This window comes from Acinetobacter boissieri (assembly GCF_900096955.1).
Taxonomy (GTDB): domain Bacteria; phylum Pseudomonadota; class Gammaproteobacteria; order Pseudomonadales; family Moraxellaceae; genus Acinetobacter; species Acinetobacter boissieri.
Genome location: NZ_FMYL01000002.1, coordinates 241996 through 260543, shown reverse-complemented (window position 1 = coordinate 260543; position 18548 = coordinate 241996). Strand labels below are relative to the sequence as shown.

Genomic DNA, 18548 nt, shown 5'->3' with positions numbered 1-18548 from the left:
ATATCATGCAACCTTTCAAAATACATGTGATCGATGTCGGAAATGATTCACAAAACTATATTTGGCTGATTGAAGAGCAAAAGACTAAAAATACTGTAGTGATTGATCCAACTGAATCTGCGTGTGTGATTGATTACTGCATCAAACATGAACTGAATATGAAGTGTATTTGGCTGACTCATTGGCACAAAGATCATACAGGCGGTGTCTGTGGCTTACTTGAAATGCATCAAGTCCCTGTTTATGGTCCTATGTACGAGCAACAAAAAATCCCAATGATCACGCATGCTTTAACAGATGGTGATTTTTTTGAATTTTCAGACTTGAAAATAGAAGTTATCTATACGCCCGGGCATACACTTGGACACATTTGCTACTACATCCCTGAGATATCCAGTGCTTTTGTTGGTGACACTCTATTTGCATTGGGATGCGGTCGTATTTTTGAAGGAACACACCAACAAATGTTTAACTCATTACAACGTTTGTCAGCATTACCTGTAAATACCCGTATTTACTGTGCTCATGAATATACGCTGTCGAATGCTCAATTTGCACTTACCATAGAGCCACACAATTTATTATTACAAGATCGTGCTAAAAACATAAAAGCCCTGCGGTCACTCAAGAAAATCACGTTACCAACCACTTTATCAATAGAACTAGAAACAAATCCATTTTTACGTGTTGAATCTATAGATGAGTTTAGTCATATTCGAACATTAAAAGATCACTTTTAAAAAAATTGATCTAAATACTTTTAAATACCCTTTACAAAAGTAAAAAAAAATCACAATTATTATATCAATTCACCCTTTAAAATATATGAAATAGCCCTATAAACTATCTTAATGATCAACACTAAGGGGTGTTATTAAAATGAAAAAAGTCGTTAAAGCAAAAAATTTAATTGCGTTTAGAATTTGGCTAGAAAACCTAGGTTATTCAGTGAAAAGTCTTACAGACAATCGAGGCTTTACTTTTAGTTTTAAAAAGGAGTATGGGTTAGTAACCTGTGAACTATCTGGAAATCCGCTTGCAATGCAATTGGGCGAAGAGTTTGAGGATCATTTAAAAGCTTAAAATTATCTATATTTTACCAGTTATTAAATAGATGAATTAATTCACTGCAGTTAATTTAGAACATAACGGCCATAAAATCACAAATAAGACCGTTATTACTCATATAAATTTTAAATGCTTGAGAATATACATACTCCTCAAGCAAAAGCACAACAACGTAAAAATATTCTTAGAATTAAGAAAACTACTTTTATACTGCAAGCATCGTATTAAAAATTAAGACATACCATCTAGTAATGTGACCATAACTTCGCCAGCCCCTTGTCTGATTTGTTTGATTTGTTGATATTCTTTAGAAAAATAACATGCTTTTGCTTGATCTAAAGATTCAAACTTTATCACTACGTGTTGCTGATATGATTGACCTTCTAAATTTTCAGACTGTCCACCACACACAAGTAGCTCTCCATTATATTGATTAATCACACTTGGCGCTTTTTGCATATATTCATTAAATTTTGCTCCATCTGTAATGTTTACGTGTGCAACCCAATATGCGGCCATACTCTTTTCCCTTTAAAATTGAGCTGGAGATTAGCTCTTTATGACTATAAATAAACCTACTTAGACACATGTTTTAATCACTGATGACAACTGGTCTTTACAACATATGGATGAATATAGACATAATAAAATTAGACTCTACCCATCCAACATTGCATTTTTACTAGATTAACCTAAAATAACGGAAACAAAGTTGATTTTAATTACCACCAATGTTTCCAAAAAGGAAAGAATTATTTGTTATGCAAGAGCTAAAAAATTTAGTTGTATTTACAACTGTAACGGAGCTACATAGCTTTTCTAAAGCAGCTGACAAATTGTTTCTTACAAAATCAGCCATTAGCAAAATTATTTTTAAATTAGAACAAGACTTAAAAGTTACTTTATTTCATCGAACAACCAGAGAACTTGCATTAACCAATGAAGGTGCTATTTTTTATGAATACAGCAAAAAAGCAATTAGGGAATTAAATATTGCCAAAGAACTTATTCATAATCATCAACAAAAGATTGTGGGAACGGTCAAAATATCAGTTCCTGTAATTTTAGGAAAAAACTATATCAGTCCACTACTAAGAAACTTATTAAAAGAACAGCCAGAATTAGTTTTATACACATCATTTAATGATAAATTTATTGATTTTAATCAAGAAGATATTGATATTGCTGTCCGTACAGGCCATATACTTCCAAATAGTAATTTATCCTATTGTAAAATAGGCAATCACAAAATGATTGTTTGTGGATCACAAAAATATTTCGAAAATAAAGGCATTCCTATGTCGTTAGATGACTTACAAGACCATGACGCTCTAATTTATGTACGTGACGGATTTATTCATAGTTGGAAGTTTTTAGATGGCCAATCCAACATTATGGAAATACATCCCAAAAGTAGATTTATCACAGATAACAGTGAAGTTATTTTTGAATCCGTATTGGCTGGTGAAGGTTTAGGTTGGTTGCCTTCATGGCTTGCTCAGCCTTATATTGAAAAAGGACTACTCAAAGAGGTTTTACATACTTATCCTAGTTTGAACTTTCCAATCCATATTGTTTGGAAAAAGTCGAATTTTTTACCCTCTCGTATTAGACTCGTTATAGATACCCTTAAATCTGCACATTTTTCTTACTTCAAGTAATGCGTTACATTAAAACCCAAATAGAGTTATATACTCAAATTTCTTTATACTTATTCATTATAGCTATTGTTATGGGTAAATTATTACTTTTCGGAAAACTATGCTCATAATATTCATATAACCATATTATATATATCTGAAATAATTCAAACATTTACTCTAAAATTTCATTAAAAAAACAATGACATTAAAAAATTAATATTTTTTTCAATTTAAAAATGACTAAAAATAGAATAGTAAAAACTTATTATCATGAATATCCAAATAAAGAATTTAAAAATTATATGATGATCTTCAATTTTTTTACTTACAAGAAATGATAGAAAAACACCTAAATACAAAATCAGTAAAATTTTAAAAAAAGATACTAAACTTAGCGTCATATTTATAGTGGATATCGCTGGAATACTAAGAATTGTCGAAAAAAATAGTAAATTCGAAAAAAATGATAAATAGTATATTCTATAATCCAATCCATTTTTTATCAAAAAGCATAGGCTACTTCTATATTTATAATTAAATAGATACCCAATTTTCCCTAAAGATACTGCAATAAAAGAAATAATACTTAGAGAAATTAAATTTATAATTTTAATGTTTTCCCAATAAAAGTAACCCTTTATAAAATAGATAACTAAAGGTAATATTGAGATGATTATTAAAATAATTTTTTGGAAAAAGATCTCTTTTAATAAAATGTACTGCAATATAATTTTATTAAGATTAAAATTCAAACTAGAATTCCTACTTATTTTTATGCAATTAATGTTGTAATATCTTGTATTTGATTTTTCATTTAAAATCTGAATATTATTTGATAATTTATAGAATGAAAAGATTAATAAGATAATATTTATTAAAAGCGATATATATAATTTCCCTAATATTGGAATAAGAAAAATACTTATATATGTAAATAAACATAGAGATAAAAAAATAATCCTATTGGCTGTAACGATCGTTAGCTGAATATTCAATAGAAGTAAAATATAAGACAGTATCGTTAAAAAACTTAAAAAAATATTTAAGTGATTATTGTGATAAAAAATACTAAACAGTGATATTAAAAATGGGATCAATAGCACAGTATTAGATATAAGTATAATAAAAATATTTAAAAAATAGTGACTATATTTTCCTAAATTATTTTTTACTAAAAAATAGTACTCTACTCCACCTAATATAGATTTTTTTTGTGCGAGTACTGATACTAAGTAAATAACTAAAAAACCACTCCAAATTAAAAAACTATCTAATACAGATATAGGATCAATTAACCTCACTACAAATGTAGACAATGAGCTTAGAATGAGAAAAAACATTGGTCCTAAAAGTAATGTTAAAAGTAAAAAAATATTTCTATAGTTTTTTAAAACACTAAAAGTCTGTTTTGAAAAAAATAATATTCTCCAGTAAAAAACTGTATAAAAGGCTTTAAAATTTAAAAACATATAAGACCTAATGAAAGTTATTCAATCGATTAATTTCTATTTTTCTTACAAAGGTATTGTTTAAAATACATTCATCATGACTCGTAATAAATATTATTCGATCTAAACTCATTTTTAGTAAAATATCATTAAATATATCGACTGAATGACAATCAAGACCATTCGTTGGTTCATCCATTACTAATATTTTACAATCTGTCATGAGTGCAGAAATTAACATAAATTTTTTTGCTGTCCCTAGTGACATATTTTCAAACTTTGTATGTTTATGTTTTTCTAAGTTAAACGCATTCATTAAAAAAATACATCTTTCAAATTGAACTTTTCTAATCGTAGATATTAATTCTAAAAATTCAATTCCTGTTATAAATGGATACGCTAATACCTTATCTGGGATATATGCTATCTCAGTATAATTCGTTTTATCGTTACAGATCTGATTATTCATCAAAACATGCCCTAAATCTGGTTTTAAATCGCATGCAATAATTGATAGTAATGTCGATTTACCAGATCCATTTTCTCCCACAAAAGCATATATTCCATATTGATTGAAATCATGGTTAATGGCATTTAAAATTACTTTTTTATCAAATTTTTTTGTAATATTGACCAATTTAAAACTAAAGTCTTCCATACTCCCCCTCTCCCCCTAAATAAAATTTTATAGTGAAACCAGTCAGAAAAATTTAATAAGTAAAAACTACAAAATACTGGCGCAAAAGCTTTTAATATTATTTTCTGTACGCAGAATTCGTAATTCTTACTACAAGAATTATCAATACTTTTTTAATTTATGAAATGATACCCTATCGATGACTGTAACCACACTAACACACCATAGTACTGGCTCATATGTACTTTTTTATTCATAAAGTTATTTTACAAAACATTAAACTAAACTACCTAATAATCACTTATACATTTTAACAAAATCATATTTAAATCAGTATAAAGATGCTTGATTATTCATCCGTGTCAAAACGATAGATTAGATGGCTATAACGATAGTAAAACATAAATGATTCAATGGTAAAATTATTCCTTCCCATTGGTGAATTTAAAAAAATGAAAAAAACGCTTCTATTTGACTTAGATCAAACCCTTCTTAATCGAAATGAATCTTTAATCAAATTTCTTAACTGGCAAGTGAATTTCTTTAAATTAGTTCCACCAAACCTAAAAGCATCTTTCATTCATCGATTTATTGAGCTAGAAAATAATGGAACCGTATGGAAAGATATTGTTTATAATCAGTTAATTAAAGACTTCAACATTAAAAAATATAATCAACAGCAGTTGCTTGAATCATATATTAATGATTTTAATAAGTTTTCTACATCATTTGAATGTGTAGAAGAAACAATTCAATTGCTTCATAAACAAGGGTATCAGATGGGGCTAGTATCCAATGGAAAAACACCTTTTCAAGAGCATAATTTTTATGCTCTTGGGCTATCTGAGTATTTTTCTCTTGTTGTCGTTTCAGAAGCCATTGGTTTAAGAAAGCCTGATCCACAGATTTTTATATATGCCTGTACACAATTCAATTGTATGCCTTTAGATTGTATTTTTATTGGAGATAACCCCAAAGCTGATATTGAAGGTGCAAAAAAAGTAGGTATGCAAACAATTTATTTTCATCCAATACTAAGCCTTGAATCTCCATTTTCTGATGAAAGTATTCATCACTATAACCAGTTAGAAGATGCAATAAAAAGATTGGAAGAAAAAATTATTTTATAAATATTCACATTTAGATTTGACCACTTAACGGTTGGATTAAGTACTTAGAAAGTACGATAGCTAATTTAATAGTTAATAGAATTCGAAGAGGATAAGGAAATAAAGCCTGAAATGCTAAAAAATGAAAATGCTTTAAATAAATATGATATATATTTGAAGGCCTCATCATTCATCTAAACCTTTATATCATATGAAAAATAAAATATAGAATGACATAAACATCATATGGTTTTTCTTATAAAAAAACTAAAAAAGGAGCTTTGATTTGTTTAAAAAAAGACCCTCTCATTCTGCATGGATACTTAACGAGTTTAGAGTCATTTGGTACTCGCAGGCTATTGCAACCATAGGTATAGCAATACACAATATTGCTCTTCCAATCATTGCCATCCATTTTTTACATGCATCTGTAATTGAAATTAGCTTAATATCTACAGCGCGCTATTTACCAAATTTACTATTTAGTATTGGTATCGGGTCTTTTGTTGATCGAGCAGATACAAAGCGAGTTGCAATTTATGCAGAGTTGACTCGGTTTATTCTAGTTTTATCCATACCTGTTTTATACTTTTTTTATACCATTAATATTCAATTCATTATAGCAATTGCGTTTTTAATTGGTATCGCTCGAATATTTTTTGAGCTGTCCATGTCTTCATTATTTCCAATAATCATTCCTTCAGATAAACGCCTTTCTGCAAACTCAAATCTTGAGGTGATTTCATCTGTGGGTGAAATTAGTGGTCCTGGCATAGGCGGATTTATTATAAGTATTATAGGGGCGATATTTTCATTATTAATTAATGCCTTAACATTTTTTATTTCAGCACTATTTATTACTCAGCTTAAAGTACAAGATAAAGATAAAAAAAACCTTACTTCGCTTCCTAAATATTCATTCTTCGATGGATTTCGTGAGCTTGCATCAAGGCCAACACTTATGGGGATTGTACTCGTAAGTGCAATATCAAATTTAGGATTCATGGCTGTCCAATCTGTCTATTTTGTAGTGACTCTAAATTTATTTGGATTTAACACATTAATTGCCTCTACTCTATTAATTTTTAGTGGTATCGGCTCACTTTTAGGAAATTTGTTGGCACGATGGCTCTGCCAATTTTTTAGTGTCAAATTTTTAATGCTGTGCTCAATCACAATCATGGTTATGGGCTCTATCATTATGATACTTGCAACAGGACCTATTTGGATTACTGCTATATTTATTTCACTCGGATACTTTTTGTGGGGACTTTGCCTTGGATTATTTAATATATATTCAACGACTTACCGTCAAAGTGTTGTACCACCAGAAACTATGGGAAAGATTGTAGGTACTGCAAGAACATTAATTTATGGCACAATGCCTTTAGGTGCACTGGCTGGTGGATTCATTGTCGAGTTTTTAGGTTCAAGACAAGTATTTATTTTCAATTGCTTAATTAATTTAATCTCATTGATGATTCTATTTTTCAGTTTACGCAAATCAGAGGACATTATTTTCTGATGGTTAGAATAAATTTGCAAATAACCATTTTGTTCGTATCATATAATGTCTATTAAACACATGTCATGACTTCGTTTAAATTGAATAACTTATAAATGATGTAAATCAGAGAAACTCTTTTCTAAATTTCAGACACAAAAAAAGCAAGACTTTTAATCTTGCTTTTTTAATGGTGGGGATGAAGAGACTCGAACTCTTACACCTTGCGGCGCTGGAACCTAAATCCAGTGCGTCTACCAATTTCGCCACATCCCCAATCATGGCAGAGGATAAAGGATTCGAACCTTTACGAACGGTTTTGGAGACCGTCATGCTACCATTACACCAATCCTCTATAACACACTTTCATGTGTTGGTGGGGGCGAAGAGACTCGAACTCTTACACCTTGCGGCGCTGGAACCTAAATCCAGTGCGTCTACCAATTTCGCCACGCCCCCAATGGCTGTGTATATTATAGATAACCATTATTGCTGACAAGCCTTTTTATTAAAAAAATTACCGCATGTGCAAATATCAATCAAAATTAAGAAAAATACATATAATTTCAAGCAATCTGTTGATTTAATATACTTTTTAACTGCTGTAAGCTCTGTTTTCTTTGTTCTACTCGCTTGCTAAGCATAATATCTAAGATCGGCTGTAACACTTTATATACCTCAGGCAAAGTATAAAACTCACACTGACAATGTAAAACTGCCCAATCATGATAATCTTGAGCAAATAGTTTTTTTTGTGTGAGCCATTCATAAATCACAATACCAAGCGCATAAAAGTCACTTGCTTGCGTTTTTAAAGCACCATGAAACAACTCTGGTGCCATATAACGTGGGGTGGCATGTGTACCTATAATCGCTGTGCTGTAATGAAAGCTATGTTCAAAATCAATTAAATAAAGACCTTGTAAATCTGCTAAAAAGTGATGTTTTTTTATATCGCCATGCACATAACCTAGAGCATGGAATTGAAATAATACCTGACAGACTGCTTTTATTCGTTGCTGTACTTCACAGAAATTTTGAGGAGCTAACGCAAAATGGGGATTTTTATGAGGCAATAGTATTCCCTCTCCCCCCATCTCAATACCATTTATCTGTGTAACATTTACAATTTGATTGGGTAGTACACATCTAACATTTTTATGCATTTGATAAAAAAGGAACTCTCTTTGCCATCCTTCTACATACACCTGACTATATGCTTCAATACTTTGAGTTTGCTGACATTTAAGCCAATATTGTTGTTCATTTTGTATCAGTCGATATAACTTTCGACCATACTTTTCACTGCTTTTACGGTGGCATGCGTGCACGGCATAAGGCTTATTTAAATCAAAACACATTGGACATTAACTCGTATTTTGTTGTTTTTCTAAATCAGCCACAATGTGCTCAATGGTCTTACCTACACGTGCATGCATTTCTATCATAGATAATTTTGGCCATGTGGCACGTTCGCCTTCAAGTTGTAATTTTTTAAAAATTTCAGACGTTGGATTTTGTAATAAATAGGTATAGTGGCGTAAACTATATTGACCAATAATATTAATATCACCATAGTAATGCTGGTCTACAATGCCATAACCATGATCAAGTAGTCGCCTAACTTGTGGCACAGCACCAACACGCTCACGGGTGAAATCCATCACACCTTTCACCAACAATTTTCCTTGCTGGCGTACTATTTTTTCGGGCCAACTCAGTACATCTTGTCTATAGCGTTCTACATCGGTTTGCATAAATGGCACAACATGGGGGTTGGCTTGACTAGCAATACTGTAATTCATGTTATACAAACGAGCCATTTTTTCTTGTGGAAAATCACTGCGCACACTGCCATCAACCCACTGGGTATCCCCTAAAAATGGCACATATTGCCCATCATTACGTTTTGCCAAAAGCTTAATGGGCGAAAATAATATTGGCACAGCACAAGAAGCCAATACCGCACTCCAAATCAAAACATCTGGCGAGGTATACTGATTTAACAACTGGGGCTTTTGTGTTGCATTATACGGCGCAACAGCAATATTTAAATGCAAACCTGACTTTTCATACGCTTCAGCAAAAGTAAGATCACCTAAATGCGCCATTAAGAATTTCTTTAATGCTTCATTACTAGTAAAGCCACTCGGTTCTTTTAATAGCATTTTAAACGATTTAAACTGAAACACATCACTAAATAAATTTTCACTTTGTGTGAGTACATCCAACTTATCTGCATCAATTGTACCTAATAACGCTGCCATGACTGCACCCGCACTGGCTCCAGACAATACATTAGGCAACAAGTCTTGTTCTTTAAGTGCTTTACACACACCACTATGAAATAGCCCAAGTGTTGCCCCACCTGAAAACATTAAAGCAGGCTGGCCATATGCAATTTGGCAATGGTTAAAAAACTTCTGTTTTTGCTCAAGATTCATTTCTGCATTTGGCAACTGGGAGATATCACTCAAACACGTACTCACCTCCGCCACATAATCTTCAATGACTTGTTTTGTACCCAAACGGATGACTGAAAAAAGCATAGGATGACAAATGTTAGCAATATCGTAACTGAGCCCCTCTCTAAGTAAATGAATAACTGCAGGGATATTATGTTGTGCTCTGTATTGTCTTAATGCATTCAGCCGGCTTAAAATCACGTCTGCATCAAAATAAGAAGACTCTAAGTCATGTTTCCATGCCAAAGCATCTGTATATTGGTCTAATTCAAAAGCAATATGTTGCCACTGTTTATAGTTCTCTGCTTTAGCCAGCTGATGTTCTAATTTTTTTATTTTAAACGTCTGTTGAATATTTGACGTATGTTTGGAAATTAAATCAAGCATAACTTACCTCGAACCCATCATCACATGCACTATAATCACAGCAATGTTTTGTTTGTTGTGATTTAAATATAGCATTTATAAAACTGCTTATCGTAAAGAATTTACGACGTTCATCTATACATTATGTAAAAAACACGCCAAGATCATGTGCACATTCGATTTTTTGGCCATAACAATGCAATTACACATTCCAGATGCACTCATAAATACCCTCTCTGATGTACTTAAAAGACTGCAACAAAGCCTGCCCGAATTAAGAAAAGATACCGATTTTTCTGCCCCTGCCTACCATTGGAAAAATAAACAACTTATACCGATTTATAATCCAAAAGCCATTTATTTAGATGATTTAAAAGGGATTGAGCGACAAAAAGAAAAAATCATTCAAAATACCTTACAGTTCCTTCATGGCTTACCTGCAAATGATATTTTACTTACAGGCTCACGTGGTACAGGTAAATCTTCAATTGTAAGATCTTTATTACACTCTTACCAAAGCCAAGGTTTGCGTCTGATTGAAATTGAACGCAATGATTTATGTGATCTACATTTAATTGAGAAGTTATTGGTTGGCCGACCAGAGAAATATATTATTTACTGTGATGATCTTGCATTTAATGCCGAAGATGAAAATTACCGTAGCTTAAAAAGCGCGCTAGATGGCTCACTACAGTCTGGTAATAACCAATTTATTGTTTATGCAACCAGTAACAGACGACATTTACTACCAGAGTTTATGCATGAAAATACACCTGTGACTCGTGTTGATGTCCCTCAATACAACGAGTTGCATCCTCAAGAAGCCATTGAAGAAAAAATTTCCCTTTCTGATCGTTTTGGCTTATGGCTTTCTTTTTATCCCATGGATCAAAATTTGTATTTAGAGATTGTAGAACACTACCTACAAAAATCAGGTCTTGAATATAATGAACATGTGAGAGCTGAAGCATTAAGATGGAGCCAAAGTCGAGGACAACGCTCAGGGCGTGCCGCATATCAATTTTCTAAACATTGGGCCGGTATGCAACAACTTAGCCAACTTTAATTTATGAATGACAATAAAAAAGCCTCCGGCATTGCGGAGGCTTTTTTAGATCACTTTTTAAAATTAAGCAGTCATTGTTTTTACTGAATTTACAATTGCTTCAACAGTAATACCAAAATGCTCAAACAATGCTTTTGCAGGTGCAGACTCGCCATAAGTACTCATACCAATCACTTGACCATCTAAACCAACAAATTTCCACCAGTAATCTACATGTGCAGCTTCTACCGCAACACGTGCACGAATGGCAGCTGGTAATACTGATTCACGGTATGCAGCATCTTGCTTCATGAATTCTTCAGCACATGGCATAGACACAACACGCACACCCTCTAATTGAGCATACGCTTGCATTGCAAGATCAACCTCAGAACCTGTAGCAATAATAATTGCTTGCAACTCACCTTTTTCTTCAGCAAGCACATAACCACCTTTCACAATATTTGCAATTTGTGCATCTGTACGTGTTTGGAAAGCCAAGTTTTGACGAGATAAAATCAATGCAGATGGGCCATCTTTACGTAATAAAGATGATTTCCAAGCCACTGCTGTCTCTACAGTGTCGGCAGGGCGCCATGTATTTAAGTTAGGTGTATTACGTAAAGATGCAATTTGTTCAATCGGTTGGTGCGTTGGACCATCTTCACCCAAACCAATCGAGTCATGCGTATAAACATGAATGACACGTTGTTTCATTAATGCAGACATACGTACTGCATTACGCGCATATTCCATAAACATCAGGAATGTTGCAACATAAGGAACAAAACCGCCATGCAATGCAACACCATTTGCAATCGCTGTCATACCAAACTCACGTACACCGTAATACACGTAGTTACCTGCTGGATTGTTTTGTACGCCTTCACAACCTTTCCATAGTGTTAAATTTGAACCAGCCAAGTCAGCCGAGCCACCTAAAAACTCTGGAAGTAATGGGCCAAATGCTTGTAGCGTATTTTGGCTTGCTTTACGGGTTGCAATAGTTTCTGCTTTTGCTACAGTTTGTGTAATAAACTCATCTGCTTGAGCCACAAAGTTTACAGGTAAGTCACCATGCGTACGGCGTAATAGCTCTGCAGCTTCAGTTGGGTATTGTGACTCATACTTGGCAAACAACGCATTCCATTGTAATTCAGACTGTTGACCTTTTTCTTTAGCATCCCACGCATCATAGATGTCTGCAGGTACTTCAAATGCTGGCGTATCCCAACCAAGCGCTTGGCGTGTTAATGCAATCTCATCTGTACCTAGTGGCGCACCATGGCTTGACTCTTTACCTTGTTTATTTGGTGAACCTAAACCAATCACTGTTTTACATACAATAAGCGTTGGCTTATTCAGCTCTTGTCTTGCCTCAACCGTTGCGTTACGAATCGCATCTTGGTCATGGCCATCTACATGCAATACTTGCCAACCATATGCTTTAAAACGCTGGTCTGTATCATCACTAAACCAACCTTCTACTTCGCCATCAATGGAAATACCATTGTCATCGTAGTAAGCAACGAGTTTACCTAGACCTAAAGTCCCCGCTAAAGAACATGCCTCATGGGAAATACCTTCCATTAAACAACCATCACCTAAAAATACATACGTGAAATGGTTTACGACATCAAAGTTTTCTTTATTAAATTGTGCAGCAAGGGTTTTTTCTGCCAAAGCAAAACCAACTGCATTGGCAATACCCTGACCTAGAGGGCCTGTTGTTGTTTCAATACCTGGTGCATAACCCAATTCTGGGTGACCTGGTGTTTTTGAATGAAGTTGTCTAAATTGTTTTAAATCATCTAAAGATAAGTCATAACCTGTTAAATGAAGCAGTGCATATTGCAACATTGATCCATGGCCATTTGAAAGGACAAAACGGTCGCGGTTCAACCATTGTGGATTCGTTGGGTTGTGGCTAAAAAATTCGCGCCATACAACATCAGCAATATCTGCCATCCCCATTGGTGCACCTGGATGCCCTGAGTTCGCTTGTTGAACAGCATCCATCGCTAATACACGAATCGCATTGGCAATGCGACGTTCATTTAAAGGGGTAGTCATAGATCAGATCCAAAAATAAATCAAAAAATGTGAATAGGTATTTGAGCTGTGCGTATTGTCTTAAAAAAAAGCGACGGGGTAAAGACTCTAAGTCATGATTTATGTACTAAAAGGGGTTCTATTACTAGAAAACATTCAATATGTGTATTTTTTAGTGACAATTAAAGACTGTGGCATAAACAAAGTCATATTTTTAAAGATAATCATAAATCGTAAATGACAGCGCTTCTATTACTGGTTTATTTTAAAGGCATGGTTGAACCTCTAGTGAGCGATAGAAAATTAAGAACGATTGATTACGCTAAAAAGTACAAACAGATCTATTTTGAAACCTTTTTAAGTTACAACTTCACAACAAGACTATGTCAGGACTCAACCAATTTATAAACATCTATTAACAGCAAAAAATCTAAATATTGCTAACATTATTATGTGTTTCATATATTTAAGGTATAACAATGAAAGTTAAAAATACAGTTTTAGTCGGTACTCTTTGCTCTATAGCCAGTTTGAGCACATTTACACATGCTGCTGAAACAGCAACCAATAGCAATGGCGTCCTACAAACAATTTCACAGGACTATCAAGACGTTAAAAAATCTGCAACGACACGTGCAGAAGATCTAAAAGGTGATGCTAAACAAGCTTGGCAAAAAGCTGAAGAAAAAACAAATGCAGCAGGTAACAACATTAAAACAGATTCGAGCAAAGCAGACACCACAGTGAAAGATAAGTATACTGAGGCTAAAGATGCAACAAAACATAGCTATGAAAAAAACAAACAATCTGTTGAAAAAACGGCGAATGAAGGAAAAAAGTACACATCAGAAGCATTGAATAAAACCAAAACAGATACAGCAGGCAAATGGGATAAGACAAAGAACTATACTGCAGACAAATGGGACAAAAGCAAAAATTATACTAGTGAAAAATGGGATAAAACCAAAGGCTACAGCAAAGAAAAGACAGCTCAAATGAACCAAAGCTTGAAAAAAGAGACTCAAGCTGTTTCAGAAAAAACTGGAGAAATGAGAAAAGATGCTGGTAATAAAGTAGATAGCTTAAAACAAGCTATTACTAATTAATCGACTCACCCATTTAAAAGCCTGTTTAATCTCAAAACAGGCTTTTTTTTAACAAAAATAATGAATAAAACTAAAAGAATTGTTTCTTTGCAAGAATTTTATTCAATTAATGCAACTGCCTCTAGTGATTCTACCGAACTCAATGTAAAATGCTTGGTCTTTAAAAAATTACTGCTATAGGACTTTCATGCGCGAGTACGCTGTTTTTACTTCGGAATCTGTAAGCGAAGGTCATCCAGATAAAATGGCCGACCAAATTAGTGATGCAATTCTAGATGCTATCTTAAAAGAAGACCCTCATGGTCGGGTTGCCTGTGAAACATTAGTAAAAACAGGGGCTGTTGTACTAGCGGGTGAAGTTACGACTACAGCAAATATAGATATGGAGTCTATCGTTCGCAAAACAGTCAACGACATTGGCTACAACCACTCTGACTTAGGTTTTGATGGTTCAACATGTGCTGTGATTAACATGATTGGTAAACAATCTCCTGAAATTGCGCAAGGAGTTGACCGTCAAAATGCTGAAGATCAAGGTGCAGGTGACCAAGGACTCATGTTTGGCTACGCAAGCCGTGAAACAGATGTACTCATGCCTGCGCCCGTATCTTACGCACATCGTCTAATGGAACAACAAGCAAGACTACGCCGTAATGGCACGTTGGCATGGTTACGCCCAGACGCAAAAAGCCAAGTGACTTTTGCGTATGAAAATGGTCGTCCAGTACGTTTAGATGCCGTTGTACTGTCTACACAGCATGACCCAGACATTTCACAAGAGCAACTCAAAGAAGCTGTTATTGAAGAAATTATCAAACCAATTATTCCTGCCGATATGTTTCATGCTAGTACCAAATTCCATATCAACCCTACAGGAAAATTTGTTATTGGTGGCCCTGTAGGTGACTGTGGTCTAACAGGTCGTAAGATTATTGTTGATACTTATGGTGGTATGGCACGCCATGGTGGTGGTGCTTTTTCTGGAAAAGACCCATCAAAGGTAGACCGTTCAGCAGCTTATGCAGGTCGCTATGTTGCTAAAAATGTTGTTGCTGCTGGCCTTGCCGACAAATGTGAAATTCAAGTCAGTTATGCCATTGGTGTTGCAGAACCAACATCCATTTCAATTAATACATTTGGCACAGCTAAAGTAGATGAATCACTGATTATTGCTTTGATTCGTGAACACTTTGATTTAAGACCATATGGTATTACACGTATGCTTAACTTAATTCAGCCAATGTACCAACAAACAGCGACTTATGGCCACTTCGGCCGTGATGGTTCAGACCATGCATTTACTTGGGAAAAAACCGATAAAATGCAAGCATTACGCGATGCTAGTGGCTTATAATCATATGACATCATAAAAAAAACCCACGTTTATGTGGGTTTTTTTAATTTCAATGGAAAGGATATATTTTTAATGTTAATTAACCAAGGCAAGTTTAGAGAAAGAGCCAACCGTAGCAAAGGCTATAAGGGCTCTGAAAACCATGTCTGTAAGCTAACTAGCCATGGTTATGATAAAACAGAGAAAAAAATGCCTGTAAAAAACGAAAATTTGTTAGAAGTTAAATCTAAAGAAGAAGACTGATTTAGGTACATTCTACTCATCTAAAATAAACTATTTAACGTCTTTCATATTAATCTTTTTAACATCAGGGTTCACTTCTTTCGCTTCCCCATCAATCACTTGAGAACCACTTTTTCCACGTGATGAGTTTTGTTGTCCTTGCATTTGCTTCATAAGGTCTTCAAATGGATTTGCACCGCCTACTCCACCCCCCATCATACCGCCCATCATTTTATCCATCATGGCCTGCTGACGTTTTGCCATCGCACCCATCAGCGCAGAAACTACCATTTTTTGTACAGGCGGTAGTAAAATAAGTAATGCAATTAAATCTGAAATAAGACCAGGTATAATCAATAAAATACCCGCAATTGCCATGGCAACCTTACGTGATACATTGGCATCTAAAGCCATTTGTCCTGACATTTGCATTTGTTGCAACTGTGGCATAATAGTCGCAGTACTCGAACGCAGTAACTTAAAACCAATCAGTGCAGCAAAGATAAACCAAAAAAACACATACCAGCCACTAATAAACTGAGCAACGCCAATCCATACTGCAATTTCTAAAATTGCGCCGATAACAACCATAAAAACAATATTCATGAAATTTTGCTTACCTTTTAACACTCAAATAAAATCAGATAAAGTTGTCGCAAAATGCAACACTACTTTTATATTTCCGTTTATAAGATAAGGCCTTTTTATAAAAATTAAAGTCAATTTAAATATAAATTAAACAAATAACATGCTCTATTGGCATAATCATGCTTAAAACGTTCTATACTGCCCTAAGAAATCTACAAACTGCTTTTTATTATGTCTTTAATTATTGGGATTGATCCGGGTTCTCGCCTCACAGGTTATGGCATTATCGAATGCCAAGGCAGTGAGCTTAGATTTGTTGATGCAGGTACCATTAGAACAGAAACCCAAGAAATACCAGAAAGACTCAAAAGAATCTTTGCCGGTGTAGAACGTATTGTTAAATTCTATGGTCCAACAGAAGCTGCTGTAGAACAAGTATTTATGGCACAAAATCCAGACTCAGCATTAAAACTAGGACAAGCACGTGGAGCTGCAATTGCAGCACTGGTCAATTTAGACTTAAAAGTTGCAGAATATACCGCAAGACAGATCAAACAGTCTGTTGTGGGCTATGGTGCTGCAGATAAAGAACAAGTCCAAATGATGGTTATGCGCATTTTAAAGCTCACCATTAAACCCCAATCCGATGCGGCAGATGCCCTCGCTGCCGCCATTTGCCATGCACATGCTTCTGGTAGTATGAGTAAAATGGCTGTACTTAATGCGCTCGGTGGCATGGCTCGAGGCCGTAGTCGCACTAGCTCTAGGCGCAGATAAATCAAATAATGTCATACGAAAGATTTACAAATCCAAAGAAGTTTGGAGTATTTTGCCTAATCACAACAGATTATTTTCGGTATGATGACACTATAAAATGACACTGCAACTGATGTGGAATACAACATGACTGTAAGAAATGATTGGAGCCGTGAGGAAATCCAGAAACTTTATGATCAACCCTTTTTAGATCTTGTTTTTGATGCCCAGCGTATTCATCGTGAGAATTTTCAAGCAAATAGTATTCAAGTAAGTACTCTCCTCTCTATTAAGACAGGTCGTTGCCCTGAAGATTGTAAATATTGCTCACAGTCATCTCGTTATGACTCTAAATTAGAAGCTGAAAAACGTATTGCCATTGAAAAGGTAATTGTTGAAGCAAAAGCAGCCAAAGAAGCAGGTTCTTCTCGCTTTTGTATGGGAGCCGCTTGGCGTAACCCACATGAACGTGACATGCCATATGTATTGGAAATGGTTCAAGAAGTAAAATCTTTAGGACTAGAAACCTGTATGACATTGGGTATGTTAAATCAATCACAAGCTGAACGCCTAAAAACAGCAGGGTTAGATTATTACAACCATAACTTAGATACCTCTCGTGAGTATTACAGTAATATTATTACAACACGTACTTTTGATGATCGCTTAGACACCCTAGATCATGTACGAAATGTCGGTATGAAAGTATGTAGCGGTGGTATTGTTGGCTTAGGTGAAGGCAAACAAGACCGTATTGGTTTATTACATGAATTGGCAACACTGCCTATTCACCCAGAGTCTGTACCCATTAACATGTTGGTTCCGATTGAAGGTACACCACTTGCAAATGTAGATAAACTCGATACCACAGAATGGATCAAAACCATTGCTGTAGCCCGTATTATTATGCCAAAAAGTTATATACGCCTTTCAGCAGGACGTGAGGCACTCAGCGACTCAGATCAAGCTTTAGCATTTATGGCTGGTGCAAACTCTCTATTCTCTGGTGAAAAGCTACTGACTACGCCAAATGCAGGTGAAGGCAAAGACAAAGTATTATTTGCAAAACTGGGTTTAACCCCTGAAAAACCAAAACCAAGCGTTGCCGAGTTGTCAGTTGATGCAATGGCACTCTCTGCTTAAACAAATCCAATAAAAAAGCCACGTTCAAATGACCGTGGCTTT

The 18548-nt window shown here is 34.5% G+C and carries 17 protein-coding genes and 3 tRNA genes; 11 read left to right on the top strand and 9 right to left on the bottom strand.

Going from position 1 to position 18548, the window contains the following annotated elements; all coding sequences use genetic code 11:
• The first annotated feature begins 5 nt into the window (after positions 1 to 5).
• Both gloB and BLS38_RS03400 read left to right on the top strand, forming a co-directional pair.
• Positions 6 to 740, top strand: coding sequence for a hydroxyacylglutathione hydrolase (gene gloB, locus BLS38_RS03405; protein ID WP_092746931.1), 735 nt, complete (start codon positions 6 to 8; stop codon positions 738 to 740).
• Positions 741 to 879: 139 nt separating this feature from the next.
• The gene (locus BLS38_RS03400) at positions 880 to 1083 is read left to right on the top strand and encodes a hypothetical protein (RefSeq protein WP_092746930.1); all 204 of its coding nucleotides are present in this window, start codon (positions 880 to 882) and stop codon (positions 1081 to 1083) included.
• 216 nt (positions 1084 to 1299) lie between these two features.
• On the opposite strand, the gene BLS38_RS03395 is transcribed toward BLS38_RS03400, so the two are convergent.
• The gene (locus tag BLS38_RS03395; protein WP_092746929.1) at positions 1300 to 1587 is read right to left on the bottom strand and encodes a DUF1330 domain-containing protein; all 288 of its coding nucleotides are present in this window, start codon (positions 1585 to 1587) and stop codon (positions 1300 to 1302) included.
• Positions 1588 to 1829: 242 nt separating this feature from the next.
• On the opposite strand from BLS38_RS03395, the gene BLS38_RS03390 reads away from it, so the two are divergent.
• A complete protein-coding gene (locus tag BLS38_RS03390; protein WP_171258525.1) occupies positions 1830 to 2729 on the top strand; it encodes a LysR family transcriptional regulator in 900 nt (299 codons plus the stop codon).
• Positions 2730 to 4187: 1458 nt separating this feature from the next.
• Here the strand turns inward: BLS38_RS03390 and BLS38_RS03380 are convergent.
• Positions 4188 to 4817, bottom strand: coding sequence for an ATP-binding cassette domain-containing protein (locus BLS38_RS03380; RefSeq protein ID WP_092746926.1), 630 nt, complete (start codon positions 4815 to 4817; stop codon positions 4188 to 4190).
• Positions 4818 to 5248: 431 nt separating this feature from the next.
• Between BLS38_RS03380 and BLS38_RS03375 the strand changes: the two genes are divergently transcribed.
• Together BLS38_RS03375 and BLS38_RS03370 are read left to right on the top strand one after the other, a co-directional pair.
• The gene (locus BLS38_RS03375) at positions 5249 to 5926 is read left to right on the top strand and encodes an HAD family hydrolase (RefSeq protein WP_092746925.1); all 678 of its coding nucleotides are present in this window, start codon (positions 5249 to 5251) and stop codon (positions 5924 to 5926) included.
• 265 nt (positions 5927 to 6191) lie between these two features.
• Positions 6192 to 7430, top strand: coding sequence for an MFS transporter (locus tag BLS38_RS03370; RefSeq protein WP_092746924.1), 1239 nt, complete (start codon positions 6192 to 6194; stop codon positions 7428 to 7430).
• A gap of 170 nt (positions 7431 to 7600) precedes the next feature.
• Here the strand turns inward: BLS38_RS03370 and BLS38_RS03365 are convergent.
• The 5 genes from BLS38_RS03365 to BLS38_RS03345 form a co-directional block, all read right to left on the bottom strand.
• Positions 7601 to 7685: transfer RNA gene (locus BLS38_RS03365), tRNA-Leu, on the bottom strand.
• 5 nt (positions 7686 to 7690) lie between these two features.
• A tRNA-Trp gene (locus BLS38_RS03360) sits at positions 7691 to 7764 on the bottom strand.
• 19 nt (positions 7765 to 7783) lie between these two features.
• A tRNA-Leu gene (locus BLS38_RS03355) sits at positions 7784 to 7868 on the bottom strand.
• Between the two features lie 107 nt (positions 7869 to 7975).
• Positions 7976 to 8740, bottom strand: a complete 765-nt coding sequence (locus tag BLS38_RS03350; protein ID WP_171258524.1) for a protein kinase domain-containing protein — start codon at positions 8738 to 8740, stop codon at positions 7976 to 7978.
• A gap of 36 nt (positions 8741 to 8776) precedes the next feature.
• Positions 8777 to 10261 carry a DUF3336 domain-containing protein gene (locus BLS38_RS03345; RefSeq protein ID WP_092746922.1) on the bottom strand — a complete coding sequence of 495 codons (1485 nt, stop codon included), beginning with the start codon at positions 10259 to 10261 and terminating at the stop codon, positions 8777 to 8779.
• 175 nt (positions 10262 to 10436) lie between these two features.
• On the opposite strand from BLS38_RS03345, the gene BLS38_RS03340 reads away from it, so the two are divergent.
• Complete coding sequence (locus BLS38_RS03340; RefSeq protein WP_092746921.1) at positions 10437 to 11306, top strand: ATP-binding protein; 870 nt, start codon at positions 10437 to 10439, stop codon at positions 11304 to 11306.
• 63 nt (positions 11307 to 11369) lie between these two features.
• Here BLS38_RS03340 and tkt read toward each other — a convergent pair whose 3' ends face one another.
• Positions 11370 to 13358: a transketolase gene (gene tkt / locus BLS38_RS03335; RefSeq protein WP_092746920.1), complete on the bottom strand. Its 1989-nt coding sequence runs from the start codon at positions 13356 to 13358 to the stop codon at positions 11370 to 11372.
• 458 nt (positions 13359 to 13816) lie between these two features.
• Between tkt and BLS38_RS03330 the strand changes: the two genes are divergently transcribed.
• The 3 genes from BLS38_RS03330 to BLS38_RS12970 all read left to right on the top strand — a co-directional run bounded on the left by BLS38_RS03330 (position 13817) and on the right by BLS38_RS12970 (position 16040).
• A complete protein-coding gene (locus BLS38_RS03330; RefSeq protein WP_092746919.1) occupies positions 13817 to 14443 on the top strand; it encodes a hypothetical protein in 627 nt (208 codons plus the stop codon).
• Positions 14444 to 14630: 187 nt separating this feature from the next.
• Positions 14631 to 15797, top strand: a complete 1167-nt coding sequence (gene metK, locus BLS38_RS03325; RefSeq protein WP_092746918.1) for a methionine adenosyltransferase — start codon at positions 14631 to 14633, stop codon at positions 15795 to 15797.
• A gap of 72 nt (positions 15798 to 15869) precedes the next feature.
• Entirely contained in the window at positions 15870 to 16040 is a 171-nt protein-coding gene (locus BLS38_RS12970; RefSeq protein WP_171258523.1) for a hypothetical protein, read from the top strand.
• A gap of 30 nt (positions 16041 to 16070) precedes the next feature.
• Here BLS38_RS12970 and BLS38_RS03320 read toward each other — a convergent pair whose 3' ends face one another.
• Positions 16071 to 16625 (bottom strand): FxsA family protein, encoded by a 555-nt coding sequence (locus BLS38_RS03320; RefSeq protein WP_092746917.1) that lies wholly within the window; start codon positions 16623 to 16625, stop codon positions 16071 to 16073.
• 213 nt (positions 16626 to 16838) lie between these two features.
• Between BLS38_RS03320 and ruvC the strand changes: the two genes are divergently transcribed.
• Together ruvC and bioB are read left to right on the top strand one after the other, a co-directional pair.
• On the top strand, positions 16839 to 17384 hold the full coding sequence (gene ruvC / locus BLS38_RS03315) for a crossover junction endodeoxyribonuclease RuvC (protein ID WP_092746916.1): 546 nt from the start codon (positions 16839 to 16841) through the stop codon (positions 17382 to 17384).
• Between the two features lie 126 nt (positions 17385 to 17510).
• Positions 17511 to 18506 carry a biotin synthase BioB gene (gene bioB, locus BLS38_RS03310; protein ID WP_092746915.1) on the top strand — a complete coding sequence of 332 codons (996 nt, stop codon included), beginning with the start codon at positions 17511 to 17513 and terminating at the stop codon, positions 18504 to 18506.
• Positions 18507 to 18548: the final 42 nt, after the last annotated feature.

Coding starts and splice junctions, on each gene's coding strand:
- gloB (WP_092746931.1), top strand. CDS start 6: ATGCAACCTTTCAAAATACATGTGATCGATGTCGGAAATGATTCACAA.
- BLS38_RS03400 (WP_092746930.1), top strand. CDS start 880: ATGAAAAAAGTCGTTAAAGCAAAAAATTTAATTGCGTTTAGAATTTGG.
- BLS38_RS03395 (WP_092746929.1), bottom strand. CDS start 1,587: ATGGCCGCATATTGGGTTGCACACGTAAACATTACAGATGGAGCAAAA.
- BLS38_RS03390 (WP_171258525.1), top strand. CDS start 1,830: ATGCAAGAGCTAAAAAATTTAGTTGTATTTACAACTGTAACGGAGCTA.
- BLS38_RS03380 (WP_092746926.1), bottom strand. CDS start 4,817: ATGGAAGACTTTAGTTTTAAATTGGTCAATATTACAAAAAAATTTGAT.
- BLS38_RS03375 (WP_092746925.1), top strand. CDS start 5,249: ATGAAAAAAACGCTTCTATTTGACTTAGATCAAACCCTTCTTAATCGA.
- BLS38_RS03345 (WP_092746922.1), bottom strand. CDS start 10,261: ATGCTTGATTTAATTTCCAAACATACGTCAAATATTCAACAGACGTTT.
- BLS38_RS03340 (WP_092746921.1), top strand. CDS start 10,437: ATGCAATTACACATTCCAGATGCACTCATAAATACCCTCTCTGATGTA.
- tkt (WP_092746920.1), bottom strand. CDS start 13,358: ATGACTACCCCTTTAAATGAACGTCGCATTGCCAATGCGATTCGTGTA.
- BLS38_RS03330 (WP_092746919.1), top strand. CDS start 13,817: ATGAAAGTTAAAAATACAGTTTTAGTCGGTACTCTTTGCTCTATAGCC.
- metK (WP_092746918.1), top strand. CDS start 14,631: ATGCGCGAGTACGCTGTTTTTACTTCGGAATCTGTAAGCGAAGGTCAT.
- BLS38_RS12970 (WP_171258523.1), top strand. CDS start 15,870: ATGTTAATTAACCAAGGCAAGTTTAGAGAAAGAGCCAACCGTAGCAAA.
- BLS38_RS03320 (WP_092746917.1), bottom strand. CDS start 16,625: ATGAATATTGTTTTTATGGTTGTTATCGGCGCAATTTTAGAAATTGCA.
- ruvC (WP_092746916.1), top strand. CDS start 16,839: ATGTCTTTAATTATTGGGATTGATCCGGGTTCTCGCCTCACAGGTTAT.
- bioB (WP_092746915.1), top strand. CDS start 17,511: ATGACTGTAAGAAATGATTGGAGCCGTGAGGAAATCCAGAAACTTTAT.